We start from the raw sequence: 24,787 nt of genomic DNA, 5'->3' as shown, positions 1-24,787 counted from the left end.
GTGGGACAATGAGTTTCTTCAAGAAGCTAAAAGAAAAATTCACGGCACAAGAAGAAAAAGAAACAGCTGTAGAAACAAAAGTAGATGTAGAAGTTGAAAAAAAAGCAACATCCGAAATATCAATCGGGGAAAAGTTTAAGCAAGGTTTAACGAAGACGAGGAATTCCTTTACCGGAAGGGTTAATGAACTCGTTGCCCGTTACCGGAAAGTGGATGAAGACTTTTTCGAAGAACTTGAGGAGATTCTCATCCAGGCTGATGTAGGCTTCGATACCGTTATGGAATTAATCGACCAATTAAAAATGGAAGTGAAACTGCGCAATATCTCTGATACGAGAGAAGTGCAATCTGTCATTTCTGAAAAACTTGTTGAAATTTACCAAGGTGATGAAGAAGGAATATCCAGCTTGAACATTCAACAAGACGGCCTGACGGTCATTCTCTTTGTCGGTGTGAACGGTGTAGGTAAAACAACGACAATCGGTAAACTTGCCCATAAGTTTAAGGAAGAAGGCAAATCGGTCGTATTGGCGGCTGGTGATACTTTCCGCGCCGGAGCGATTGAGCAACTCGAAGTGTGGGGAGAACGTGTCGGTGTCAGTGTCATTAAACAAGGAGAAGGATCTGACCCTGCTGCTGTTATGTTCGATGCCGTTCAAGCGGCTAAGGCACGCAAAGCCGATATCCTGATTTGTGATACAGCAGGCCGTCTGCAAAATAAAGTGAATTTGATGAAGGAATTGGAAAAGGTGAAGCGTGTAATTGAACGTGAAGTGCCTGGTGCACCACATGAAGTGCTCCTTGCCCTTGATGCAACGACGGGTCAAAATGCACTCATTCAAGCGAAAACGTTCAAGGAAGCGACAGATGTAACGGGTATCGTCTTAACGAAGCTTGATGGTACAGCAAAAGGCGGAATTGTCATAGCGATCCGAAATGAGCTTTCCATTCCCGTGAAATTTGTCGGACTTGGTGAAAAAATGGACGATCTTCAAGAATTCGATGCTGAAAAATATGTGTATGGGCTCTTTGCCGATATCATTGATAAAGAAGAAGTATAAAGGTGGATAGTTTTAGCCGGAAGGGATTTTCCCTTCCGGTTTTTTTGATTTTTTTTACTTTTTATATAAATACTGTATACTTTTTCGTGATCTAATCGTCTATTAGGAGTATAGAAAAAAAGGGGGAGTTCGGTTGTTCAGAAAATTAAAGGGAATCGCTGCTTGTTTATTATTTTTAGGCCTATTTTTACATTCATATACAGTTCAAGCAAAAGCAGCGGACACGGACATAAAAATCTCGATTGAAACAGGGTTTGATGGATACATAACTCGGGCCAAGGCCATGCCGATGACCGTACATATCGAAAATAAGGGGGAGGCTTTCAGCGGTACGCTGATTTTTCAATTTCAGGCCGATTACGATTTCGGAGGGTCGCAAATTCTAAAAGTGGAATTGCCAAAGGAAAGCAAGAAAACCTATTCCGTTTCACTTCCAGGGTATACCGACGAAAATTATAATTATAATGGGACCGCACTGGCGAAGTCGATTTATCTCTATGAGGGAGATTGGAAGAATGGTAAAGAAGTAGACTATTCCGGCCCGAAGGTACTGGCACCTAAGTTCTTTGATGAAAGCGAGGACCTGATTGGAGTATTAAGTGAAAATTTCGATCGTTTGACGGAATTGAGAGTCTTGCCATCCCTCCAAGCCAGGATGGTCGAGTTGGAAAAAGAAGATTTGCCTAAACAGTCAATTGGCTATGAAATGTTAGATTATTTAATCATTGATGAATTTGCAATTGCCGCTTTGGATGAGGCACAACAGAAAGCACTAAAGGGTTGGATCCGTTCTGGTGGTGTATTGATTTCCGGGTCATCACCAAGTGCCGCTCAATCATACGGGTCCCTGTATAACCTTTTACCGATGAAGATGGATAAAGGAATCAAGATGGATTCATCCTTTCTTACAGAAAAGAAAAAAGATCGACCATCCTTTGAACAATTGCCGGGCTTTACTGGTGAAGTGGAGAAAGGGACAGAAATCATTGCGAAGAGCGGGTCATCACCGGCCGTTGTCAAAAAGCAATATGGAAACGGGATGATTGTCCAGACGGCCTTTTCGTTAGGAGATGAGCCACTTGCCTCTTGGAAAGGATACGGCACGTGGTTTGAAGCGATTTTAAAGAAGGTGGAGTTGAATGCGTTTTCCACTTCAAGTGAATTCATGGACGAAGCAAGATGGGAAATGAATGACCCCAATAGTTACTTTGATGATACGAATTTATCCGTGATTCAATTGGCATTGTTGCTGTTAGTCTACGTTGTGATCATTGTACCGATTTTATTTGTCATTCTGAGGAAAATGGATAAAAGGGAGCACGCTTGGTGGATCATTCCTTTGATTGCCTGCATTACGACGATTCTAACGTTTGCCGTCGGAGCGAAAGATCGTCTTGCCAAACCTCAACTCAATCAATTGGGAATCTATCAAATTGAGGATGACCAAATCATCGGCATCCAATCGAATGTCCTCCTGTCCAATAAAGGAGGCAATTACAACCTGACTTTCCCGAAAAATGAGTTAGTTGCGATGCCAATGACTCAGGAGGGATTAGGTGGAAGCGTGAAAAGAGCACCAATGCTTGAAGAGAAAGCTACCGATATGGAATTGACCTTTCCAAACGTCGAATATTGGTCTACCAGGTCCTTTATAGGAAAGGTTTATAAAGAAAATGCAGGTCAATTGAAAAATGACTTGACCGTTGAAAACAGGACCTTGACAGGTACGATTCAAAATGAGACACCTTATGACCTTAAGGAATTAATGATCCTGACCGGCAATGAACGAATCAATCTCGGAACGTTGAAGAAGGGGGCAGAGATCAAGGTAAATGAAGCGTTAAAGAGTGATTTCTTATTTAAACCGTATGGAACGACATCGTCTTCTTGGAATAATGGAACTATGGGAAAAAAAATCGATATTGAAAAAATGCGCAGGGATCAGCTTCTTTATCTGACGGAGGCGTATTTCGGAGGGGCCTCGACAAAATCCGAACCTGTCATCGGCGGTATAACCGACGATTCAATCGTAGACGTTAGACTATCGAAAAAACCGAAAGTAAATATAGATAATCTGATTTTCCAAACATTCAGTCCGAAAACAATTTTGGCTGGGGAAGTGACATTGTCAAAAGAAATGTTCGCGGGGTCTGTGAATGCCCTCCGGGGTTCAGTTGGCGAAGAAGAAGGATATGGTACGTATTGGTTTGAAAGGGGAGAATATGAATATATCAGTTCAGTTCCAAAGATCATGAAGGACGATACATTCAAAGCGTCAGAAATGACGATTAAGTTCAGTAAACAAGATGTTAAGTATGAACTCTATAATTTTTCGACTGAAAAGTATGAATCGATACCTAAGGGAGAACGGGAAATTACTTTCAAAGGGACTAAGGATATATCATCCTATGTATCAAAACAAGGGAACATCCAGATAAAAGTCATGATAGATAATGATGATGACCCGAGTGTAAGGATGCCACAAATCACTGTGAAGGGAGTGGTGGAGAAATGATAGAAATTATACAGTTAACTAAACAATATGGCACGTTCACCGCATTGGATCATTTGGATTTGCAAATAGACAAAGGAACCGTGTTTGGTTTTGTCGGTCAAAATGGGGCAGGGAAATCCACGACTTTTTCCATTTTGGCTACCTTGCTTGCACCAACATCGGGAACGGCTTATATCAATGGCTACAATATATCGAAGGAACCTAAACAAGTCCGTAGCCAGATCGGTTATATGCCTGACTTTTTTGGTGTGTATGATCAATTGAAGGCTGAAGAGTACCTGGATTTTTACGGAGCAAGTTATGGTATACCCGTTTCGGAACGGAGTAAACTGATTCCACAACTGCTCGAGCTCGTAAATTTATCGGATAAAAAGGATTCCTATGTGGATCTTTTATCACGGGGAATGAAGCAACGGCTTTGTCTTGCAAGGAGTCTGATACACGACCCCGAAGTGCTTATTTTGGATGAACCCGCTTCCGGGCTTGACCCGAGGGCTCGTGTTGAAATGCGGGAGATTTTAAAGGAATTGAAACATATGGGTAAAACGATTTTGATATCATCGCATATTTTACCTGAACTTGCGGAAATGTGTGATGTGCTCGGCATCATCGATCAGGGTAAATTGAAAGCACAAGGGTCGGTCGCGGAAATCCAACATAAGCTGCAGGGCGAAAAGAGCCTGATTATTAAGGTTCATGAGGATATTGAGCGATCCATCGCTTTTCTAGAAGATAATCCGGATATTAGCCAGATCAATACGCATGTTGATGAAAAAACGATTCAGTTTCTATTCAAAGGAGATGCAGGGGCCCAACAACAGCTGCTGAAGTCCTGTATGTTGCAAGACTTGCCCATTGTCTCTTTTTCGGAAATAGAGACGGATCTGGAGGATGTGTTCATGGAAATCACGAAAGGGGTTGAACTGTCATGAAGAGCTGGCTGATGAATCCGGTTTTGAATAAAGAGTTTAAGCTACGCTTTCGCTCTTTTAAAAGTTTTTTAGGTGTATTATTCTATGTTCTTGCGATTGGTGCCATCGTTATCGGTATGATTTTTATTCAGTCTCTTAGTAGCATGGGCGGGCGCGTTGACCCGGATGCAAGCCGGAGTATGTTTATATTTCTATCCGTTATCCAACTGGCCTTGGTCTTGTTCATTACACCTGGACTGACGGCAGGCGTCATCTCGAGTGAGAGGGAGCGACAGACGTTAAATATTTTATTGACGACTTCCCAAAGCTCGACAGGCATCATTTTCGGGAAATTAATTTCATCCATTTCCTACTTGCTATTACTGGTTGTGGCCAGTTTACCGCTATATAGCATCGTCTTTTTATTCGGCGGAATTTCGCCGAATCAGCTTTTGATGGTGCTGGGCTTCAATGTCTTCACCGTCATCGTATATGGCAGTATCGGGGTGCTTTTTTCTACACTTGTGCGAAAAACCATTCCGGCGATGGTCACGACTTATGGAATCACATTGTTTTTAGTAGGTGGCACAGCTTTATTGACCCTACTATTCACTACCATGGCCGTGGGGAATCAGGTAAATGTCACCACACCAACGACTAACCCATTGCCTTACTTAGCGGCCATGCTAAATACCCCAATCGTATTAATCGGCTTTGTTGAACCGACTTACTCTGAGGAAATCCAGAAGTTATCGGGGATTGATTTTCCACTTTGGGCGTCTCATTTGATTTGTTACACACTTCTACTAATCGGGTCCGTTCTTCTAAGCGTTAAAAAGCTGCGCGTGGGAATGAAGACAAAACGATGAACAAGGATCTTACCCATGATGAACTCCAGTTTCTCAAGTTGATTAAACCCGTTAAGCGGCAACTTTTCATGCAGCATGTGATGAGGGAGGGGCAACTTTTACTCCTTGCCGTGTCTGCATGGACGACTTTACTATTTTTCATGGCACGTATAGTAGTCATACCCTTCGTTTTCCGTTATTTTTTCATTGGAATCATCTGTTTACTTGCTTTTTTTGTCTATAGAATCATTAAAGGAAAACCCGGTAATAAAACGGCTGCTTTGCTGTTTAACCAGTATGTTCCTGATGACCGTGTCGTGACGGGATTCGCTTTTTTAGGGGAGATTGGTGAGCTTAAGTCACTCCAGCTCAGGGATGCTATCCACCATATGAAAATCCATCAGGAGGAGGCCCTCAGAAGGAAGAAAGTATGGGTACATCCGAAATGGCTGACGCTAGCTCTTTGTTTAGCAATAGGAGGTTCCCTATTGGCAATTTTGCCAAATCAGAAAATGGATCAAGCCAGGCAGGCGGAAAAAGAAGTGAAGCTTGTCGAGGAGGTCAAAAAAGAGCTTGATGAAAAAGTGAAGGAAATAAAGGATCCTGATGTCAAAAAGACATTGAAAGATGTAAAAGAGAAAGTTGCGCTAAAGAAAGAGGCTGAGAAGGCCTTAGAGGCACTCGCCAAACAATCAAGCGAGCTGCAATTAAAAGAAAAGAAGCAAAGAGAAAAGCAAGAGTCACTGGAAACCTGGAAGGATCAGTCAAAAAAAACCGGCCTTACGGAGCTGTCCAAGGCACTTGAACAAAAGGACATTCGACTGGTCGAAAAAGAACTGAAAGAACTAAATGAAAGATGGGATGAGCTGTCCAAGGAACAGAAGCAGGCCCTAGAGAGCTACACAGAGCAGGAGCTTCCATTAACGGAAGAACAATTGGATGCACTGATGCAGCAGTTGGAGGAAGCGATGGAATCGGGAGAACTTGCCAAGCAGTTAGCATCAGCCAATCAAGCTGTTCGTCAAGCGGGATCCCAACTTCAGAATAAAATGAGTCAAGATGGTATTCCTTCTTCTCAAACAGCTTTTTCTAACAGCGATGGAACACAAGGGAACCAACCCGCCAATCAGCCCCTAGGTCAGCCCTCCTCTACGCCTAATGGACAGCCCAACGCCAATTCTGGGAATAATCCCGGAAGCCAAAAAGGACAAGGACAGGGACAAGGACAGGGACAAGGACAGGGTCAAGGACAAGGACAAGGACAAGGAGCAAGTGGAACCGGCGGAGGAAAAGGAGGCACGAAGGGGGGTGCTGGACAAGGGTCGAGGGAAATGCTGACGATTCCCGAAAAGACCGATGGAAAGCAGAATATGGAAACCGACAATGGGAAACTTGGTGAAGGGAGTGGCGAGCAGGAGGAGGCCGAGGGTCCAGTATTGAGGGGGAACTTGCGGAATTATGAGGAGGTCTATCAGCAGTATGAGGAATCTTATCGCAAAAGTACGGATCGCCTTAGGCTACCCTCTGATTTGAATGATATCGTCAAGAATTATTTTAATAATCTTGATCCGGAAAGGTAGTGGGAAAATGACGGAAAAAGAACAGCAGTTTAATGAAGCAGGGACTATGATTGAGAGAGTTAAGCAGGAAATCTCCCGTTTTATAGTTGGGCAGGAAGACGTGATCGATCAAGTTTTATGGAGCATTTTTGCAGGTGGCCACGTATTGCTTGAAGGCTTGCCGGGACTTGGGAAGACGATGCTCGTTCGGACGATTTCGGAATGCCTGGATTTAGAGTTTTCTAGAATCCAGTTTACACCAGATCTGATGCCTTCCGATATTACGGGAACCATGTTATTGCAACCTGGAGAGGACGGAAGGCAGCAGTTTACCTTCCATGAGGGGCCTCTTTTTTCTCATATCGTCTTAGCTGATGAAATCAATCGGGCGACGCCGAAGACACAGAGTTCGCTTTTAGAGGCAATGGGGGAGAGAACTGTAACAGTCATGGGGGAAACGAAACAGCTTGATCAGCCCTTCTTTGTGCTTGCAACCCAGAATCCAATCGATATGGAGGGGACGTATCCATTGCCCGAAGCCCAGATGGACCGGTTTATCTGTAAGATTCTTGTCCGTTATCCATCAAAGCAGGAATTAAAGCAGATTGCCCTTCGAACGACAGGCAGGGAAACCATTTCTATTGAAAAAGCTGCCTCCATCAAGGATGTTTTGTTACTGCAGCAACTAGTAAAGGAGGTCCTTATTTCAGAAGAGATGCTGGATTACGCGGTTTTGATTATTTCGAGTACTCATCCAAATGTGGAGGAATCGCCGGAACTTGTCCGGCAATACGTTCAATTCGGAAGCGGACCTCGTGGGTTGCAAAGTTTGATCAAAATGGCAAAGGCAAGGGCTTTATTTGCCGGGCGTTATCATGTTTCTGCCGGTGACTTGAAGCAAACGGCCTATCCTGTGCTGAGGCATCGGATTATACTCAACTTTGAAGCGGAAGCAAACGGGGTTCTCATCGATTCCATTATTTCTGAAGTCGTTGAGTCGGCGTATAAATTAGGAAAAGGAACACCGGTTTGATGGTAGCTTATGCTTTTTTAGAAAGGCTACAGAAAAAGAGATTGCTCGTGAAAACGAGGAAGCGAGGGATGCATAAAGGTTCGAGACGGTCGAGTGCGTTTGGTTCTTCGCTTGAGTTCTCCGATTTTCGGGCCTATCAACCGGGAGACGATGTCCGGCAAATCGATTGGAATGTATTTGGCCGAACCCAGAAGCATTATATAAAAAGGTTCCTCGATGAACAGGAGTTATCTGTGGCCGTTTACCTGGATATGTCTTCTTCGATGCGAGCTCTCCCGGGAAAATGGGAACAGGCGCGAAAGCTCGCCGCTTCATTGAGCTTTGTTGTCCTTGCAAGCGAAGACCGTCTGAATTTTGTTCCCGTCGGTAATCAAGGAGCCCATCCTATTCGACGTAAAGGAGCGGTTCACCGTAAAAGGGTTTTTCGAGAGATAGCTGGATTGGAAGATACGGAGAGAAGCGGGGAGTTTTATGAGCAACTTGGCAAAGTGATGGTGAGGAATCAGCAACTTGCGATTATCATCTCGGATGGTCTTGAGCCCATCGAAAAGGTGGAGGCGACTTTAAGAAAGCTACGCTCGGCAAGACAAGAAGTCTGGTTCATTCAACTGCTGGGGAAAGAGGAACTTCAACCTATGTATGATGGGGACCTGAAGTTTGTGGATAGTGAAATGGAAACAGCGGTCAATGTTAGCCTTAATCCGACCCTCATCGACAACTATCGAAGGCGTCTAGCACACCATAACGAGCAGCTTGAAGCTATCTGTGAAAGTCTTGGCAGCCGCTATATGCTCATATCTGCTGAAACGGATATACAAACGATTTTATTTCACGACTTCCCACGCCACGGGCTAATGAATTGAGGTGAAGATATGCATATTTCAAACCCACTCTTTTTTCTATTGACCATTTTTATCGGAGCCGTCATTCTGTTTTATTTTTTCCGGAAGCAATATGAGAAAACGACGATTTCGTCCAATTTATTATGGAAGCAGGTGCTGAATGAATGGCAGGCTTCTCCATGGCTTCATAAATTACAGCATAATCTCTTATTCTGGCTTCAACTTCTCGTACTTCTCCTCCTCATGTTCGCGTTGGTTCGACCCTTTTGGTTTCAAAAGGGCATTCCGGGTGACCACCTAATCCTAATTGTCGACACATCGGCTTCGATGAGTGCAAAAGAAGGGGAGCTCACCCGGTTTGAAAAAGCCAAGCAAGAAGTGGGGGAGATGCTTCAAGCGGTGGATGATCAAGAAGTGACAATCATAGATGCTGGTCAAAAGCCTGTGATACTTGCCAATCACGAAACAAACCGGGCTGAGTTAAAAAAACAAATAAAAGAAATGGAGCTAACATACAGTCATGAGCATGTTGATAAGGCATTGAAACTGGCAGACTCGCTAGCGGCTGGAAAAGAATCGGTCATTCATTTATACTCCGATGCGGTTGTGGAGGAGGACCTTAGGGGGTTATCGGAAGACATTCCCATTGGTGTACATAATTTCAGCAGCCTGACTGGCAATCTCTCCTTGCTTTCATTTGGCACGGCAAGCTCTGAAGGAGGCATTACTGGGGTGGCGGTCATTGAAAATCAAACGAAGCAGGATGAAACGGTGAAATTTCAAGTAACGAATGGAAAAGATGTTCTATTCACAAAAAGGATAATGGTGAAAGCAAGCAGCGAGAAAATAATTGATATACCGGTTCTGAAAGAAAAACCGTATTATACGGCCTCCATCATTGTGGATGATGACTATTCAGCGGACAATGAAATGACGGCCATCCAAACGGCCGTATATGAGAAAGTCTATGCAGTGGGGGATGTGAATCCATTTTTGATTAATGGGCTCGAAACGATTGGCCTTGATATCATCCAGCTTGAGGATAAAGAAAAAGTCGAAATGGATGGAATCGTGATTGCCGAAGGAGTGGACTTAGAGGAACTTGGATCGTACCCGCTTCTTTTTATCAATGCCACTGAAAAAGGAAAACAAAAACTGACAGGTCAACCAAAGGGAACGGGTGACCCACTCATGGACTACGTAAATATGGACAAAGTGTATATTAAATCGTCATCCCCTCCGATCAGCAATCAATGGCATCATGTTACTACAAGTGAGGGTATACCGCTCATTCAAAAAGGTACGCACCAAGGACAGCCGATCATTGCCCTGAACTTCTCCGTTGCGGACAGCGATTGGCCGTTACAACCTGGATTTCCTATATTTTTATATAATTCCTATCAATGGCTGACCCAACAGTCGAACTTTCTAGGTTACTATCAGCCTGGTGAAGAAAAGTGGTTGAATCTTGGAACGGAAACGGGAAAATTGGCTATATTTACAGAGTCCGGAACGAATCTCTTTACCATTGATTTGCAAAAGGAGGGCTTTCGAGCGCCAAATAAGCCCGGTATATACGAAGCAATGGCGGGAGAACAGGCATTTTACTTTTCGGTTTTATTGGACGAAAGGGAAAAAAGAGTCGATTCAGCTCCGTCGTTCAAGATGAATATGAAATCATCAGAGTTGAAAGAAGGGGGGAGCGATACAAAACAGGATATCTTATGGTACTGGCTGGCTTGTATGGCCCTTCTGCTACTAATGGCCGAATGGGAGGTATATCGACGTGGGCATTGATGTTACTTATCCCCTGGTTTTTTTATTGCTGCTTCCCTGTGCAGCGCTTATTTATATGTATGTGATAAAATCACGTAATCAAACGAAGCATGTAGAGACGGTCGTTGTGGCCATATTGCGGTCATGTATTTTTTTTCTCATTGTATTGGCACTGAGCGTTCCGCAATTGCTACAACCTATCAAGGGATCGATGGTTGTTTTTTTAGTCGATCGTTCTGCAAGTGTCAAAGACTCTGACACAAAGTCGCTTGCTTGGATTGAGAAAAGTGTTGAAACCATGGGTAGAGACGACTCCTTTGCGGTGGCAGCCTTTGGGGGCAGTGCCGTTGCTGAGCAGGCGTTGTCGACAAAACATACACCCATAAGCCAATTTAGCGGTGAAGTGGAAGAAGAGGCAAGTCAATTGGATTCAGGCATTCAATTTGCTTCCTCGCTCATTCCGAGCTATTCAAGTGGGAGAATCGTCCTTTTTTCGGATGGCAATGAAACGTCGGGAAGCAGTGTGGAGGAGGCCAAACTACTTGCAAATAAAAATATTGAGCTCGACATCGTGCCACTAATCGAATCGATTGGCGAAGATGTCGCCCTGAAGAATGTAACGATTCCCCCATCTATCTATCAAGGCGAAAAAACGGAGATTTCATTGGAGGTCTTTAGCAATACAGCGAAAAAAGCGACTGTCCGCATTTCACTGAATGATCAGGAAATCATCAAAAAGGCAGTGAGTGTAAAAGAAGGGACTAATTTATTCTCTGTTTCTCATACAGCCGAGAAAACTGGACTACAAGTATATAAGGCCGAAATCATCGCTGAAAATGATACATTTGCGGAAAATAACCAATTGCAGGCAATCACGAATGTAAAAGGCACACCCAAAGTATTGATTGTCGAAGGTGAGTCAACAGGACGGCTTGAAAATATTTTGAACGGCAGCGGGCTAATTGTCGAATCGACGATACCGGAAAAACTGCCGACCACTTTATCCGGTTTTTTACAATACCAATCGATTGTGTTTAATAATGTTCCTGCCACCTCAGTCTCGGAAATTCAAATGAAAATGATAGAGCGGTCCGTTAAGGATTTCGGTAATGGGTTCGTGATGACCGGCGGAGAAAATAGTTTCGGGCTCGGCGGGTATTTCAAGACACCCATTGAGAGATTACTTCCAGTAGATATGGACATCAAAGGAAAAAAAGAGATGCCATCTCTTGGACTGATGATTGTTCTCGACCGATCAGGCAGTATGGATGGAAACAAGCTATCATTGGCAAAGGAAGCGGCTGCCCGCTCTGTTGAACTTTTGCGTGAAAAGGATACGTTTGGATTCATTGCCTTCGATGACCGACCATGGGAAATCATCGAAGCAGCCCCACTTAAGGATAAGGAAAAAGTCGTGGAGAAGATTCGTACACTGTCTTCAGGTGGCGGTACTGAAATCTTCAGCTCGCTTGAAATGGCCTATGATAAGTTAAGGGATGAAAGGTTGCAGCGGAAGCACATTATTTTGTTGACCGATGGACAGTCAAACGCTTCAAGTAATTATGAACACTTGATTGAAGAAGGAAAGGAAGAGAACATAACCCTCTCTACCGTTTCAATTGGAAATGATGCCGATAAGAACCTACTTGAGGACTTGGCCGACTTTGGTGCGGGGCGCTATTACGATGTCACGGATGCTTCCGTTATTCCGAGCATTTTATCGAGGGAAACCGTCATGGCGAGCCGCACTTACATTGAGGATACCCCATTTTATCCATCTATCAAGGACAATCCGGAATGGAACGGATTGTTTAAGGATGGCGTACCTAAGATGAATGCCTACATCGCGACAACTGCAAAGCAGCGTGCATTACAGTCGCTGATCAGTGAAAAAGAGGATCCCGTCCTTGCCGAGTGGCAATATGGAATGGGAACGACGGCAGCTTTCACTTCGGACATTAGTGGGAAATGGTCGGGCGATTGGCCTGCTTGGGGAAAGTGGGGGACATTTCTCAATCAATTGATCACAAACACGTTGCCCAAGTTCGAAAGTGAGCCGTATATGCTCACACAGGATAATGGTGGGGAGGAAACGGTCATCAACCTTGAATCGTCCACACAAAATCACCTTCCTGTATCGGCAAATGTAGTGTCTGAAAAAGGTGAGGAAGTAGACGTCAATACGAAGCTCATCGCGCCGGGAAAATACGAAGTCATCATGCCTAAGCAATCAGGGATGTATTTTCTCAGCATAAAACAAGATACCAAGGGTGGAAGTACGAATCTATATCAAACAGGTTTCACCGTGCCCTATTCAGAGGAATACCTGCAACAAGGCCTAAACAAAGCGCTTATTAAGGAATTATTGGCTGTTTCGGGTGGTCAGGAGTTGAAGGATGAATCTGAGGCATTCCGGCCATTGCAAAATACGTCAAGGCAAGAACAAAGTATTAGTTCTTGGCTGCTTTTATCGGCATTCTTGCTGTTATTTTGCGAAATTGCGGTCCGAAGGTTTGGTTGGCACAGAGTTTCGCGTATCTTTTCGGGAAGTCGTGAAAAATCAGAAACCACTTCATCTAGGCAAAACGAAAGAGTCGCAAAACTGAAAAAGGTAAAACAAAAAGTTGGTAAGGAAGAAGCATTAAAGAAGCAGCCTGTAGAAATCGAGCAAAAAAAGGAGCAGGTAAAATCAGTGCCAGCTCGCCACCACAAGAAGGAACCTGTAAATAAACTATCGGAATCGGAACGTGAAGAGCAGATGAAGCGCCTGATTGAAGCGAGAAAACGAAAAAAATAATGATTTTTATCTTGTGGTAAGGAGTTTAGCTTGACATGAAATAATCGACACTATACAATATAAACTTGTAAAGGGTTTTCACTTAACAGCAGGGAGGCTTGCTAACATGCTTGAAAAGACAACGCGGATTAATTATTTGTATGACTTTTACCAATCGTTGTTAACGGAAAAGCAGCAGAGCTATATGGCCCTCTACTATCTGGATGATTACTCTCTTGGAGAGATTGCCAATGAATACGAAGTCAGTAGGCAGGCAGTCTATGATAATATAAAAAGAACAGAAGCAATGCTCGAAGAATATGAAGCGAAGCTATTGTTATTTCAAAAATTTCAAGAGCGTAACCAATGGATTGCGAATGTGAAGGATCTTTTAGAGAAGGAATCCTTTTCTAAAGAAAAGTTGCTTGACGCAATTACAGCGCTTGAGAAGTTAGATTAGGAGGCGGCAATATGGCATTTGAAGGATTGGCCGACCGACTGCAGAACACGATGCAAAAAATCCGTGGAAAAGGGAAGGTCAACGAAGCCGACGTTAAAGAAATGATGCGTGAAGTTCGTTTGGCCCTGCTTGAAGCGGATGTTAACTTTAAAGTCGTGAAGGAATTTGTGAAGCGTGTAAGTGAGCGTTCGGTAGGCCAGGAAGTGCTAAAAAGCTTAACCCCCGGTCAACAGGTAATTAAAGTAGTTAAGGAAGAATTGACTCAGCTGATGGGCGGCGAACAGAGTAAGATTGCCGTTGCCTCCAAACCACCGACTGTCATTATGATGGTAGGTCTTCAAGGGGCAGGTAAAACGACGACTACCGGAAAGCTGGCAAATCTTCTTAGAAAAAAATACAACCGTAAGCCATTGTTGGTTGCGGCTGATATTTACCGTCCGGCGGCGATTAAGCAGCTTGAAACACTTGGCAAACAATTAAGCATGCCTGTTTTTTCCCTAGGTGATCAGGTCAGTCCTGTAGAAATTGCGAAACAGGCGATTGAAAAGGCGAAGGAAGAACATCATGATTATGTGTTGATTGATACCGCAGGTCGCCTCCATGTTGATGAAAATCTGATGGGCGAACTGAAAGATATCAAGGAATTGACCAAACCGGATGAAATCTTCCTAGTTGTCGATGCGATGACAGGTCAGGATGCTGTCAATGTGGCTCAAAGTTTCAATGAACAGCTCGGTCTAACTGGAGTCGTATTAACGAAGCTAGATGGAGATACTCGTGGTGGTGCGGCACTTTCTATTCGTTCCGTTACGGACACGCCGATTAAATTTGTCGGTATGGGCGAAAAATTGGATGCACTTGAAGCATTCCATCCAGAAAGGATGGCTTCAAGAATCCTTGGTATGGGTGATGTATTGACCCTTATCGAAAAAGCACAAGCCAATGTTGATGAAGAAAAAGCGAAAGAATTAGAGAAAAAGATGCGTACCGCTACTTTTACCTTTGATGATTTCCTTGAACAGCTTGGTCAAGTGCGCAATATGGGACCGCTTGATGATATTTTGAAGATGATTCCTGGTGCGAATAAAATGAAAGGGATGGATAACCTTCAGATCGATGAGAAACAGATTGGTCATGTTGAGGCTATCATCCGTTCAATGACGACGCAAGAGAAAGAACATCCAGAAACCATGAATGCATCCCGCAAGAAACGGATTGCCAAAGGGAGCGGAAGATCGATCCAAGAAGTGAACCGTCTACTGAAGCAATTTGAAGAAATGAAAAAGATGATGAAACAAGTTACAAGCATGCAAAAAGGAAAGAAAAAGGGATTTAAATTCCCGTTCATGTAAGTTTTTTTCATGGGAAATGAGCATAAAAATAGGCTGAAACCGCCTATTTAAACACTTTTTTCACCTGTTAAGAAAAAAACCTTTACAAACATACAAGACATTTGATATTATACTATCTTGTGTGAAACTATTCGGAGGTGCTTATTTAAAATGGCAGTAAAAATTCGCTTAAAACGTATGGGAGCAAAAAAATCTCCTTTCTATCGTATTGTAGTTGCAGATTCTCGTTCACCACGTGACGGACGTTATATCGAAGTAGTGGGAACTTATAACCCGGTGACTCAACCAGCTAAAGTTGACATCAATGAAGAGCTTGCTCTTAAATGGTTACAAGATGGAGCTAAACCATCTGATACAGTTCGCAACTTATTCTCAACTCAAGGCATCATGGAAAAATTCCATGTTGCAAAAAACAGCAAGTAATCGACGCTAGTTGATGAAATCTTTAATTGAAACGATTGTTTCAGCACTTGTGGATCATCCGGAAGAGGTTATTGTAACTTCGAAGGAAGAAGCCGACCGGGTTGTTTATGTCCTCTCCGTTCATAAAGAAGACATGGGCAAGGTCATCGGTAAACAAGGGCGTGTTGCTAAGGCGATTCGAACTGTGGTATATGCAGCAGGATCTTCACAGCAGAAGAAAATCTATTTGGAGATTTCCGAATAAGGAGGGCTAATCCCCTCCTTTTTTTGTACTTCAAGAAAAGTTCAATCCCGGGTCTACTTGCAATTTCATGGATTCGGGGTTTAATTTTCATTCTTTTGAGACACATCTTTCACCATTTTACGTTATACTTAAGAGAATGACCCTCATTTTTTCAAAAGATTACCCTATCATACATATTTTTTGAACGAAATAAGAAATCATAGATAATAGGAGGCGCTGGAATGAAAATTCTCCAAAATGTAATCGTTAACCAAGTATTAACGGAATCCAGCAAGAATCAGCTCCTCGATAAGTACAAATCAAAACGACTACAACTTCAAAAAGAAAGTGAACAGCTTCGTTTTGAACTGAAAAAACTTGAAAAGACCCGTAACCTTCAGCCCGCCAGCCTTCGTTCTCATTTTGAAAAAGAAATTAACCAAAGGCAGGAAAAAATCAAACTGCTTGAATTTCAAATGGAACAGTTGGAAATCCTTCCTATTGGAAGCGAACTGAAGGAACGGGAAGTCCAAAGCATTATTGATGTAGAAATCGGGGAAGATTGGGACGATCTTATGACAACGAAGACAATTGTCATTAAAGATGGAATTGTCTCGGAAATTCGTTAGAGGTGAAAGAATGGAAAACTGGTTTAATGTAGGTAAAATCGTCAATACGCACGGTCTTCTAGGAGAAGTCCGTGTTATTTCATCAACAGATTTCCCGGAGAAGCGGTACAAAGTTGGCAATACGCTGTATTTGTTCAGGGAAACAGAGAAAAAACCATTGCCGCTTACAATCAGGTCACACCGGACTCATAAAAACTTTAATCTATTGACGTTTGAAAACTATTATAACGTCGGTCAGGTAGAAGCTTTCCGCAACGGGATTTTGAGAATAAAGGAATCACAGCTTGGCAAACTGGATGAAGGGGAATTTTTCTTCCACGAGATCATCGGCTGTAAGGTCTTCACGGATGAAGAAGAGGAAATAGGAGAAATCGTAGAGGTATTGACTCCAGGTGCCAATGATGTTTGGGTCATTAAAAGGACGGCAGGCAAGGATGTTCTAATACCGTATATCGATCAGATTGTAAAAGAGGTCGACATCTCGGAGAAAAAGGTTATCATCACGCCGATGGAAGGACTATTGGACTGATGAAAATCGATGTACTTTCTCTTTTTCCAGAAATGTTCGAAGGAGTGCTTGGTTCCTCTATGTTAAAAAAGGCGGCAGAAAAGCAGGCTGTCAGCTATCGAGTGACCAATTTCCGCGATTACGCAGATAATAAACATTCAACTGTTGATGATTACCCATATGGCGGTGGGGCAGGCATGGTGTTGAAGGCACAGCCCATTTTTGATGCTGTAGAAGCGATCAAAGGCCAAGGTGACCTAAAACCTAGGGTAGTACTCCTTTGCCCGCAGGGGGAGCGCTACACGCAGAAAAAAGCAGAGGAACTTGCAAAGGAAGAACATCTCATTTTCGTATGCGGCCATTATGAAGGATATGATGAGCGTATCAGGGAGCATATCGTCACAGATGAGATATCAATAGGCGACTATGTACTTACAGGTGGAGAATTGGGGGCCATGGTCATTATAGATAGTGTTGTCCGCTTGTTGCCGGGTGTTCTTGGAAATGTTGATTCCCCGATTCTTGATTCCTATTCTTCTGGTTTATTAGAGCACCCTCATTACACTAGACCTGCAGATTTCCGGGGCATGAAAGTCCCGGATCCACTCATATCCGGAAATCATAAAAAAATAGATGAGTGGCGGATGAAAGAATCATTACGGAGAACATGGCAGAGACGACCTGATTTGCTTGAAAGCTATGAACTTTCCGATCTTGAGAAAAAATTGCTGTCAGAGATTCAAAAAGAAGAATGATCGCTATTGCATCAATGCATATTGTATGGTAGGATAGACCTTGTGACTTGGGCAAAAGTCCGGTCTTATATCGATGTTCCGCTGCAAAACAATTCAGTATTTGCAAGAGCGTCCAGGAGGAGTTGGAATTCATGCAAAATCTTATTAACGAAATTACAAAAGAACAACTTCGCACAGATCTTCCATCATTCAGACCTGGTGACACAGTACGTGTACACGTTAAGGTTATTGAAGGAACTCGCGAACGTATTCAGTTGTTTGAAGGCGTTGTAATCAAACGTCGTGGCGGCGGAGTTAGTGAAACTTTCACAGTACGTAAGATTTCTTACGGCGTTGGAGTAGAACGTGCTTTCCCTGTTCACACACCAAAAATTGCGAAATTAGAAGTTATCCGTCACGGTAAAGTCCGTCGTGCGAAACTTTATTACCTACGCGAACTTCGTGGTAAAAAAGCACGTATTAAAGAAATTCGTCGTTAATTCTTCGAATCTCTCTATGCGGGTTTACCATGATCCACATAAGGTGCGAAACCAAATCGTATACAAAAAAAGGAGCCTGTTAAACAGGCTCCTTTTTTTATCGATTAAACCATCCGGAAAAGAAGTGAGAGGGTCCTAAACCTGCTCGCTATAGCGTCCGTAACATGTTAAAATGATTAGATGATATGCTTTTCTAAAAGGGTGGTAAGGATGGCGAAAAAGAAAAATGAATTGTGGGAATGGATAAAGGCAGCCCTAATTGCGGTCATTTTAGTAACGCTTATTCGTTATTTCCTTTTGGCCCCAATCTATGTGGACGGCTTTTCCATGATGCCGACTTTGAAGGATACAGACCGTATGCTCGTTAATAAATTCTCTTATTCAGTGGGTGAACCAAAAAGATTCGACATCATCGTCTTTAAAGCGCCGGAAGGCAAGGATTACGTTAAACGGGTCATCGGTCTTCCCGGTGAAAAGGTGGAATATAAAGATGATATACTTTATGTGGATGGAAAAGCATATGGCGAACCATATTTGGATGAATATAAAAAGCAATTGATTGATGGTGGACCATTGACCGAGCCTTTTACATTAAGTGATATCATTGAACAAGAAACGGTGCCTGAAGGACATTTATTTGTTTTGGGAGATAATCGTCGATTCAGCAAGGACAGCCGCCATATCGGGGTTGTTTCGTACCGGGAAGTGTTAGGCAAAACTAAATTAGTTTACTGGCCAATCAAAGACTTTCGATTGGTGGAATAGTAGAAAGGTGGATTCCATTGACAATACAGTGGTTCCCTGGCCATATGGCCAAAGCGAGACGGGAAGTAACAGAAAAATTAAAACTGGTGGACATCATATTTGAACTTGTGGATGCACGTATCCCAGCATCTTCACGGAATCCGATGATAGATGAGATCATCCAGCATAAACCAAGGCTCATCTTGTTGAATAAAGCCGATATGGCTGATCCGGTAAAAACCAATCAGTGGCTTGATTATTATAAATCACAAGGTAAAACGGCAATTGCTATTAACTCACAGGCGGGAAATGGGCTGCATCAGATTACCACGACTTCTAAAATGCTCTTGAAAGAGAAGTATGATCGGATGGAGTCAAGAGGAATCAAGCCGCGTGCGATTCGTGCGATGATTGTCGGGATTCCGAATGTCGGGAAATCGACGCTGATCAATCGGCTTGCTAGGAAGAACATTGCCAAAACGGGCAACACGCCTGGTGTGACGAAGGCCCAGCAATGGATAAAGTTCGGTAAGGAACTCGAACTTTTAGATACACCGGGGATTCTGTGGCCTAAATTCGAGGATCAGGAAGTCGGTTTAAGACTGGCCTTGACAGGAGCAATCAAGGATACGATTTTAAACTTGCACGAAGTCTCTCTCTATGGTCTTCGCTTCTTGGAAAAAGAATATCCAGATCGGTTGAAATCACGATATAATCTTGATGTCATCCCACAAGAAACGCTGGAACTTTTCGATGCAGTTGGGAAGTTCAGAGGATGTATAGCCTCTGGAGGGTATATCGATTACGATAAGACCGCAGAACTGGTCGTTCGTGAAATCCGTTCTGAAAAGATGGGCCCGCTCACATTCGAGCTACCGCCTAAAGAGGATCAAGAAAACACGCCCGACTAACCTCTGTCCGGGCCAAGCTGTACAAGAGAATAAACACGGAGCGGGACTTTAGGCATCGAAGGTTGTTTTAACCTAAATGATATCTCTTTTCCGCTCCGTATTTTTGATGGAACTATAGGAATGTAACATTTCTGCCGATACTTATAATGATGGGTGATAAAAATGAAAACAGCCATGAATATTAACGAAATTTCTTCAAGATTAAAATCCATAAGTAATCCGGAAGATCCTTTTTTGCAAGAATGCCGGGAGGATGCTCGCAAGGGAGTCGCCGATTTAATCGGCAAATGGAACAAAACCTACGAAAAAGCTCAACAAATCAGGGATACCTTCTTAAAAATGTCAGAGTTTGAGCGAGAGCTGCGCCAACAAGGGTTTTCGGTTCTTGCCGGTATAGATGAAGTAGGAAGAGGGCCCTTGGCTGGTCCGGTAGTGACAAGTGCGGTTATTTTACCAGAGACTTTCTATTTGCCTGGGCTAAATGATTCGAAAAAAATTTCCGAGTCCAAAAGGGAACAATTTTATGAGGCGATTCATAAAGAGGCTATATCAATTGGGATAGGCATTGTACATAGCGAAGAAATCGACGAAATCAATATCTATCAGGCTACGAAAAAGGCCATGATGGCAGCGGTGAACAATCTTTCGGAATTGCCGGATCATTTATTGATTGATGCAATGGAACTGGATATGCCCATTCCTCAGCTCTCGCTAATAAAAGGAGATGCTAGAAGTATTACCATATCTGCGGCTTCAATCGTCGCTAAAGTGACACGTGACAGGATGATGAAGGAATATGGGGTAAAGTACCCGGAGTATGGATTTGAAAAGCATATGGGCTATGGTACGAGCCAACACCTCGAAGCTCTCGATAAGCATGGGCTTACACCATGGCACAGAAGAAGTTTCGCACCTGTAAAGGAAATTGCGGCAAGGAAATAAGGATTAAAGGAGGATGAGGGGATGCAATCAATAACAAATGGTCAGTCTGTTTCTACACCCGTTGAGATACAAGGAAGCACGAATCTAAAGAGTGGGCAAATTCTTTTCGGAAAAGTGAATAAGATCTTTCCGAACCAAACGGCTGAAGTGCAGATTGGCCAACAAAAAATGATTGCGCACCTGGACGTCCCGCTACAGGTTGGGGAAAGATATTGGCTTCAAGTGCAGCCAAATGAGGGACAGGTGGTTTTGAAAGTTCTCGATTCCCCGAATGTGAACCTCTCGAATACAAAAGAAGCAGCGGCACAGCTACTTGTTTACCTTGGTGTTAAGTCGGAACCAGAGTCTGCAAAGCTTGCCGAGTTTTTACTGAGAAATCAATTCCCCATCACCAAAGATTTCTTCTCATCAGCATTGCAATGGGTTAAAGCGGCAAGTACAACTGAATCGGGACTTTCCGTTATTAAAACGATGGTTACGCAGCAGCTACCTTTTGTTAAGGAGGTATTTTTTGCATTGGCCGAACTAGCAAAAGGTGAACCTTTTCATAAGTTACTAAGTGGTCTGCAACAACAATTACAGGAAAGCGGATCTGACACAAAGACGCTGGTGCAGCTAAAAGCTGTATTGGAGTCCCTACATATTACTAAACAAGAACAATTACAACAAACTGGTTTGCACAGACTTATTGCAACTTGGCTTGATTCCAAGTCGACACCAGATATGAAATCAGGAGCCTTTTCCTTGCTTCAAAAGACTGGTTTCATTCCAAGTGGGATAACTGAAACGGAATTACTGAGAAGAATAGTTGCTGAATCGGTGCGGGCGCCGGAACCCATGAAGACCCCAACGGCTAATAAACTACAGCAAGGACTGCAAACACTAGCAAATGGAACGCTTGGACAAGGGAATATGGAATCTAACCTTATTAAACTATGGGGGAGTTCGGATATAGGAGCGACGGCATCTTCAGATGTAAAAGATGTAATACCGTATAAAAGCATCGCAACCGATGAAAGGTCTGGACTTAATCTAAACCTGCTTGAACGTGCTTTTGGGAAAGGCTCCTCGGCAAGGGAACCAGGGACTATCCCTATGATTCAACGGAATGGAATCCAAAGCGGAAATGAAGGGCCGGAGTTAATCTCAGAATCATTAAAGAGCTCTAAGGCTGATACCCAATGGCAGGGGATGCAACAGACGGTCCGGCAAATTCCAGTGTTTACAAAAGAAGTCCTTAATCTTACTTCACATTTACTTGAACGTGCTTTTTCCGAGGTGTCTGCCAATCGTAAAATCACCCCGGTCGATCTAGAAGTCGATGAATTATTGAGTCAAATAAATAAGGATGTAGGGCAAGTTGGTGAGTCGAAGGGGAAAGTGGGGGATCTTCTACTTCAGGCTTTTAAGCAAGTTCCAGAAACCCCCTCTGTTGCTATCAATCCCGAAAAACTAGTGCTGAGCCATTTAATAGATGAAGGTTTTCAACCAAATGATTTTACAAATGGGACAGCTGTAGCCCAACAACTGAAAGAATGGACCAAAATGCTTGGGCTTCAACTGGAGCATGTTCTTGCTAATCTATCGGGAGGCGAATCGGAAGCGCTATCAGAGGAGTTAGAAACTCTCAAGCCTTTACTCCTAAAATTGTTGAATGAGCAGCATCCACCAGCAATTAAAGACATGGCTGAACAAATAGTGAATCGGCTCACTGCTCAGCAGGTTCTTTCACAGGATAACGGACCCATGCAAAATTTATTGCTCACCCTTCCTCTCAACTTAGGTTCGTCCCAAACGGATTTAACGTTGCAATGGAGTGGAAGGAAAACAAAGGATGGAAAGATCGATCCTGATTACTGTCGTATCCTGTTTTATTTAGAGTTAGAGAACCTTAACGAAACCATCATTGACATGCAAATCCAAAACCGCGTCATCAACGTGACTATCATCAACGAGCAGAATCAAACAATTGAAACTGTGGCGAGTAATTATCTGGACGTGTTGAAGGATAATTTGCGATTGATGGATTACAAGTTATCAGGAGTTTTATTTCAGGACCCAACACGCACAAGAAATACGGGTGTGAGGCAGACTACTGTTCCTTTTTCAGAGACAGGAACTTATAGTGGGGTGGACATTCGGATATGAAACAGGAAAAACGGAAAGAAGCGATTGCCTTAAAGTATGATGCAAAGTCATCGCAGGCACCTGTCGTGTTGGCTAAGGGAAAAGGCAAGACGGCAGAGAATATCCTGGCAAAGGCAGGGGAACTGAATATTCCTGTACAGAAGGACGAAACGTTAACGGAACTTTTGGGTCAGCTTGATATTAATCAAACGATACCGGAAGAATTATATGGAGCTGTTGCCGAAGTATTCGCTTTTGTTTATAAGGTGGACCGGAATGCTAAAAGTTAAAACCCTAATTTTATTCGGCAGGTTAAAAAAATGGTCGGATTGTGAAGGAAACCATAAAAAGTACTGAAAAAAATCATTATATTAAAAACATAGTAAACTAATGATAAAAGGATGAAGCAGAAGCTTCGTGCTTTTATTTTTTTTGTCCAAAAAAATAAATCAGGGTGCAAATCTTATAAAAGTGAAGCAAATAAATTCCTAAAAATGGCTTTAAATAAGGTGTTTAATTAAAAAAGTCTGTATGTGTAAAATGATCATCCTGAAAATGAGCCTATGAATGAATAATGTATTTCCTTCCATATAATAGAAGGTTAATTAGGTATATTGTAATAATTATTTTTCATAGTCGATAAAGAAAATTATGCATGAAAGAGAATTTTGTTGTAATATGGTAGAGAAAACACGCACCAAATTTAAGTTTTGTTTTTTAGTAGATAAGGAGGATGGGAAATGAATATCCATGAGTATCAGGGGAAAGAGATTTTGAGACAATACGGGGTATCTGTTCCAAATGGCCGAGTTGCCTTTACTGTTGATGAAGCAGTTGAAGCGGCGAAGGAGTTAGGTACAGAGGTTGTTGTCGTCAAAGCTCAAATCCATGCGGGTGGCCGCGGAAAAGCCGGCGGAGTTAAGGTTGCGAAGAATCTTGATGAAGCGCGTACATATGCAGAAGAGATTCTTGGTAAAACGTTGGTGACCCATCAAACAGGGCCTGCAGGTAAAGAAGTGAAGCGTTTACTTATCGAGGAAGGCTGCGATATCACCAAGGAATATTACATTGGTCTGGTCTTGGACCGTGCAACGAACAGTGTAGTATTGATGGCCTCCGAAGAAGGCGGAACGGAAATCGAAGAAGTGGCTGAGAAAACTCCCGAGAAAATCTTCAAGGAAGTAATTGACCCTGTGGTCGGTTTAACGGGTTTCCAGGCACGTAGAATCGCTTTTAATATTAATATTCCAGCTCCATTAATAAATAAAGCATCTAAATTGATGATCAACTTATATACAGCATTCGTAGAAAAAGATTGTTCGATTGCCGAAATCAATCCGTTAGTCGTGACGGGGGATGGCAATGTAATGGCCTTGGATGCTAAATTGAATTTTGATGACAATGCAATATACCGTCAGAAAGATATTTCAGAGTACCGTGATTTGGATGAAGAAGATGCTAAAGAAATTGAAGCATCAAAACATGGTCTTAGTTACATATCGCTTGACGGAAATATTGGCTGTATGGTTAATGGCGCCGGGCTTGCAATGGCAACAATGGACATCATTAAACACTATATGGGCGACCCAGCCAATTTCCTTGACGTCGGGGGCGGCGCTACAGAGGAAAAGGTGAAAGAGGCCTTCAAGATCATCCTGTCCGATGAAAAAGTAAAGGGCATCTTTGTCAATATCTTCGGAGGAATCATGAAATGTGACATCATCGCGACAGGCGTCGTAGCTGCTGCAAAAGAGCTAGGCCTGGATGTTCCACTCGTTGTTCGCTTAGAAGGAACGAATGTTGATTTAGGGAAAAGTATTTTGAAAGATTCTGGTCTAAATATCACCGCTGCTGAATCCATGGCAGACGGAGCGCAAAAAATAGTATCACTTGTAGGATAATAGGCAGGGGGG

The 24,787-nt window shown here is 43.0% G+C and carries 23 protein-coding genes; all 23 read left to right on the top strand.

The features are described from left to right. Window positions 1-8 precede the first annotated feature (8 nt). On the top strand, window positions 9-1,061 hold the full coding sequence (ftsY, locus tag ACIQXH_RS09230) for a signal recognition particle-docking protein FtsY (RefSeq protein ID WP_403123202.1): 1,053 nt from the start codon (window positions 9-11) through the stop codon (window positions 1,059-1,061). A gap of 133 nt (window positions 1,062-1,194) precedes the next feature. Then, entirely contained in the window at window positions 1,195-3,576 is a 2,382-nt protein-coding gene (locus ACIQXH_RS09225) for a hypothetical protein (protein ID WP_403123200.1), read from the top strand. Then, the gene (locus ACIQXH_RS09220; protein WP_402868272.1) at window positions 3,573-4,508 is read left to right on the top strand and encodes an ABC transporter ATP-binding protein; all 936 of its coding nucleotides are present in this window, start codon (window positions 3,573-3,575) and stop codon (window positions 4,506-4,508) included. Before ACIQXH_RS09225 ends, ACIQXH_RS09220 begins: the two co-directional genes overlap by 4 nt. Continuing rightward, window positions 4,505-5,356: an ABC transporter permease gene (locus ACIQXH_RS09215; protein ID WP_402868274.1), complete on the top strand. Its 852-nt coding sequence runs from the start codon at window positions 4,505-4,507 to the stop codon at window positions 5,354-5,356. Before ACIQXH_RS09220 ends, ACIQXH_RS09215 begins: the two co-directional genes overlap by 4 nt. Beyond that, window positions 5,353-6,915 carry a hypothetical protein gene (locus ACIQXH_RS09210; RefSeq protein ID WP_403123197.1) on the top strand — a complete coding sequence of 521 codons (1,563 nt, stop codon included), beginning with the start codon at window positions 5,353-5,355 and terminating at the stop codon, window positions 6,913-6,915. The genes ACIQXH_RS09215 and ACIQXH_RS09210 overlap by 4 nt, the downstream gene beginning before the upstream one ends. Window positions 6,916-6,922: 7 nt before the next feature. Continuing rightward, on the top strand, window positions 6,923-7,927 hold the full coding sequence (locus ACIQXH_RS09205; protein ID WP_402868277.1) for an AAA family ATPase: 1,005 nt from the start codon (window positions 6,923-6,925) through the stop codon (window positions 7,925-7,927). Between the two features lie 68 nt (window positions 7,928-7,995). Continuing rightward, the gene (locus ACIQXH_RS09200; protein ID WP_402868279.1) at window positions 7,996-8,790 is read left to right on the top strand and encodes a DUF58 domain-containing protein; all 795 of its coding nucleotides are present in this window, start codon (window positions 7,996-7,998) and stop codon (window positions 8,788-8,790) included. Window positions 8,791-8,799: 9 nt separating this feature from the next. Next, window positions 8,800-10,566 carry a vWA domain-containing protein gene (locus ACIQXH_RS09195; RefSeq protein WP_403123194.1) on the top strand — a complete coding sequence of 589 codons (1,767 nt, stop codon included), beginning with the start codon at window positions 8,800-8,802 and terminating at the stop codon, window positions 10,564-10,566. Next, window positions 10,556-13,342, top strand: coding sequence for a VWA domain-containing protein (locus ACIQXH_RS09190; protein ID WP_403123191.1), 2,787 nt, complete (start codon window positions 10,556-10,558; stop codon window positions 13,340-13,342). The genes ACIQXH_RS09195 and ACIQXH_RS09190 overlap by 11 nt, the downstream gene beginning before the upstream one ends. 106 nt (window positions 13,343-13,448) lie before the next feature. Next, window positions 13,449-13,781: a putative DNA-binding protein gene (locus ACIQXH_RS09185; protein WP_402868284.1), complete on the top strand. Its 333-nt coding sequence runs from the start codon at window positions 13,449-13,451 to the stop codon at window positions 13,779-13,781. A gap of 11 nt (window positions 13,782-13,792) precedes the next feature. Next, window positions 13,793-15,133, top strand: coding sequence for a signal recognition particle protein (gene ffh, locus ACIQXH_RS09180; protein ID WP_402868286.1), 1,341 nt, complete (start codon window positions 13,793-13,795; stop codon window positions 15,131-15,133). 150 nt (window positions 15,134-15,283) lie between these two features. After that, the gene (gene rpsP, locus ACIQXH_RS09175; protein ID WP_053345299.1) at window positions 15,284-15,556 is read left to right on the top strand and encodes a 30S ribosomal protein S16; all 273 of its coding nucleotides are present in this window, start codon (window positions 15,284-15,286) and stop codon (window positions 15,554-15,556) included. A 13-nt stretch (window positions 15,557-15,569) separates the two neighbouring features. Then, on the top strand, window positions 15,570-15,800 hold the full coding sequence (locus tag ACIQXH_RS09170) for a KH domain-containing protein (protein WP_402868288.1): 231 nt from the start codon (window positions 15,570-15,572) through the stop codon (window positions 15,798-15,800). Between the two features lie 221 nt (window positions 15,801-16,021). Next, the gene (locus ACIQXH_RS09165; RefSeq protein ID WP_402868290.1) at window positions 16,022-16,408 is read left to right on the top strand and encodes a YlqD family protein; all 387 of its coding nucleotides are present in this window, start codon (window positions 16,022-16,024) and stop codon (window positions 16,406-16,408) included. Between the two features lie 10 nt (window positions 16,409-16,418). Then, window positions 16,419-16,937 (top strand): ribosome maturation factor RimM, encoded by a 519-nt coding sequence (rimM, locus tag ACIQXH_RS09160; protein WP_402868292.1) that lies wholly within the window; start codon window positions 16,419-16,421, stop codon window positions 16,935-16,937. Beyond that, on the top strand, window positions 16,937-17,671 hold the full coding sequence (gene trmD / locus ACIQXH_RS09155; RefSeq protein WP_402868294.1) for a tRNA (guanosine(37)-N1)-methyltransferase TrmD: 735 nt from the start codon (window positions 16,937-16,939) through the stop codon (window positions 17,669-17,671). Before rimM ends, trmD begins: the two co-directional genes overlap by 1 nt. 131 nt (window positions 17,672-17,802) lie before the next feature. Further along, the gene (gene rplS / locus ACIQXH_RS09150; RefSeq protein WP_402868296.1) at window positions 17,803-18,150 is read left to right on the top strand and encodes a 50S ribosomal protein L19; all 348 of its coding nucleotides are present in this window, start codon (window positions 17,803-17,805) and stop codon (window positions 18,148-18,150) included. A gap of 210 nt (window positions 18,151-18,360) precedes the next feature. Beyond that, window positions 18,361-18,915 (top strand): signal peptidase I, encoded by a 555-nt coding sequence (gene lepB, locus ACIQXH_RS09145; protein ID WP_402868298.1) that lies wholly within the window; start codon window positions 18,361-18,363, stop codon window positions 18,913-18,915. A 17-nt stretch (window positions 18,916-18,932) separates the two neighbouring features. Continuing rightward, a complete protein-coding gene (gene ylqF / locus ACIQXH_RS09140) occupies window positions 18,933-19,805 on the top strand; it encodes a ribosome biogenesis GTPase YlqF (protein ID WP_402868300.1) in 873 nt (290 codons plus the stop codon). 174 nt (window positions 19,806-19,979) lie between these two features. Beyond that, on the top strand, window positions 19,980-20,747 hold the full coding sequence (locus ACIQXH_RS09135; protein WP_403123272.1) for a ribonuclease HII: 768 nt from the start codon (window positions 19,980-19,982) through the stop codon (window positions 20,745-20,747). 21 nt (window positions 20,748-20,768) lie between these two features. Beyond that, the gene (locus tag ACIQXH_RS09130; protein ID WP_403123189.1) at window positions 20,769-22,895 is read left to right on the top strand and encodes a hypothetical protein; all 2,127 of its coding nucleotides are present in this window, start codon (window positions 20,769-20,771) and stop codon (window positions 22,893-22,895) included. Then, the gene (locus ACIQXH_RS09125) at window positions 22,892-23,164 is read left to right on the top strand and encodes an EscU/YscU/HrcU family type III secretion system export apparatus switch protein (protein ID WP_403123188.1); all 273 of its coding nucleotides are present in this window, start codon (window positions 22,892-22,894) and stop codon (window positions 23,162-23,164) included. Before ACIQXH_RS09130 ends, ACIQXH_RS09125 begins: the two co-directional genes overlap by 4 nt. A gap of 450 nt (window positions 23,165-23,614) precedes the next feature. Further along, window positions 23,615-24,775, top strand: a complete 1,161-nt coding sequence (gene sucC / locus ACIQXH_RS09120; RefSeq protein ID WP_403123185.1) for an ADP-forming succinate--CoA ligase subunit beta — start codon at window positions 23,615-23,617, stop codon at window positions 24,773-24,775. Window positions 24,776-24,787 lie beyond the last annotated feature (12 nt).

This window comes from Peribacillus sp. NPDC097225 (genome assembly GCF_044761955.1).
GTDB lineage: Bacteria > Bacillota > Bacilli > Bacillales > DSM-1321 > Peribacillus.
Note: the sequence above shows the minus strand (reverse complement) of the source record. Positions and strands in the feature narration are given on the sequence as shown.

What these genes read in the sequence shown, in the direction of transcription:
- ACIQXH_RS09135 (WP_403123272.1), top strand. Translation starts at nt 19,980, where the DNA reads ATGAATATTAACGAAATTTCTTCAAGATTAAAATCCATAAGTAATCCG.
- ACIQXH_RS09185 (WP_402868284.1), top strand. Translation starts at nt 13,449, where the DNA reads ATGCTTGAAAAGACAACGCGGATTAATTATTTGTATGACTTTTACCAA.
- rplS (WP_402868296.1), top strand. Translation starts at nt 17,803, where the DNA reads ATGCAAAATCTTATTAACGAAATTACAAAAGAACAACTTCGCACAGAT.
- ACIQXH_RS09170 (WP_402868288.1), top strand. Translation starts at nt 15,570, where the DNA reads ATGAAATCTTTAATTGAAACGATTGTTTCAGCACTTGTGGATCATCCG.
- ACIQXH_RS09130 (WP_403123189.1), top strand. Translation starts at nt 20,769, where the DNA reads ATGCAATCAATAACAAATGGTCAGTCTGTTTCTACACCCGTTGAGATA.
- ACIQXH_RS09195 (WP_403123194.1), top strand. Translation starts at nt 8,800, where the DNA reads ATGCATATTTCAAACCCACTCTTTTTTCTATTGACCATTTTTATCGGA.
- ACIQXH_RS09210 (WP_403123197.1), top strand. Translation starts at nt 5,353, where the DNA reads ATGAACAAGGATCTTACCCATGATGAACTCCAGTTTCTCAAGTTGATT.
- ACIQXH_RS09215 (WP_402868274.1), top strand. Translation starts at nt 4,505, where the DNA reads ATGAAGAGCTGGCTGATGAATCCGGTTTTGAATAAAGAGTTTAAGCTA.
- trmD (WP_402868294.1), top strand. Translation starts at nt 16,937, where the DNA reads ATGAAAATCGATGTACTTTCTCTTTTTCCAGAAATGTTCGAAGGAGTG.
- ACIQXH_RS09165 (WP_402868290.1), top strand. Translation starts at nt 16,022, where the DNA reads ATGAAAATTCTCCAAAATGTAATCGTTAACCAAGTATTAACGGAATCC.
- rimM (WP_402868292.1), top strand. Translation starts at nt 16,419, where the DNA reads ATGGAAAACTGGTTTAATGTAGGTAAAATCGTCAATACGCACGGTCTT.
- ffh (WP_402868286.1), top strand. Translation starts at nt 13,793, where the DNA reads ATGGCATTTGAAGGATTGGCCGACCGACTGCAGAACACGATGCAAAAA.
- ACIQXH_RS09200 (WP_402868279.1), top strand. Translation starts at nt 7,996, where the DNA reads ATGCATAAAGGTTCGAGACGGTCGAGTGCGTTTGGTTCTTCGCTTGAG.
- sucC (WP_403123185.1), top strand. Translation starts at nt 23,615, where the DNA reads ATGAATATCCATGAGTATCAGGGGAAAGAGATTTTGAGACAATACGGG.
- ACIQXH_RS09125 (WP_403123188.1), top strand. Translation starts at nt 22,892, where the DNA reads ATGAAACAGGAAAAACGGAAAGAAGCGATTGCCTTAAAGTATGATGCA.
- ftsY (WP_403123202.1), top strand. Translation starts at nt 9, where the DNA reads ATGAGTTTCTTCAAGAAGCTAAAAGAAAAATTCACGGCACAAGAAGAA.
- ACIQXH_RS09220 (WP_402868272.1), top strand. Translation starts at nt 3,573, where the DNA reads ATGATAGAAATTATACAGTTAACTAAACAATATGGCACGTTCACCGCA.
- ACIQXH_RS09205 (WP_402868277.1), top strand. Translation starts at nt 6,923, where the DNA reads ATGACGGAAAAAGAACAGCAGTTTAATGAAGCAGGGACTATGATTGAG.
- lepB (WP_402868298.1), top strand. Translation starts at nt 18,361, where the DNA reads ATGGCGAAAAAGAAAAATGAATTGTGGGAATGGATAAAGGCAGCCCTA.
- rpsP (WP_053345299.1), top strand. Translation starts at nt 15,284, where the DNA reads ATGGCAGTAAAAATTCGCTTAAAACGTATGGGAGCAAAAAAATCTCCT.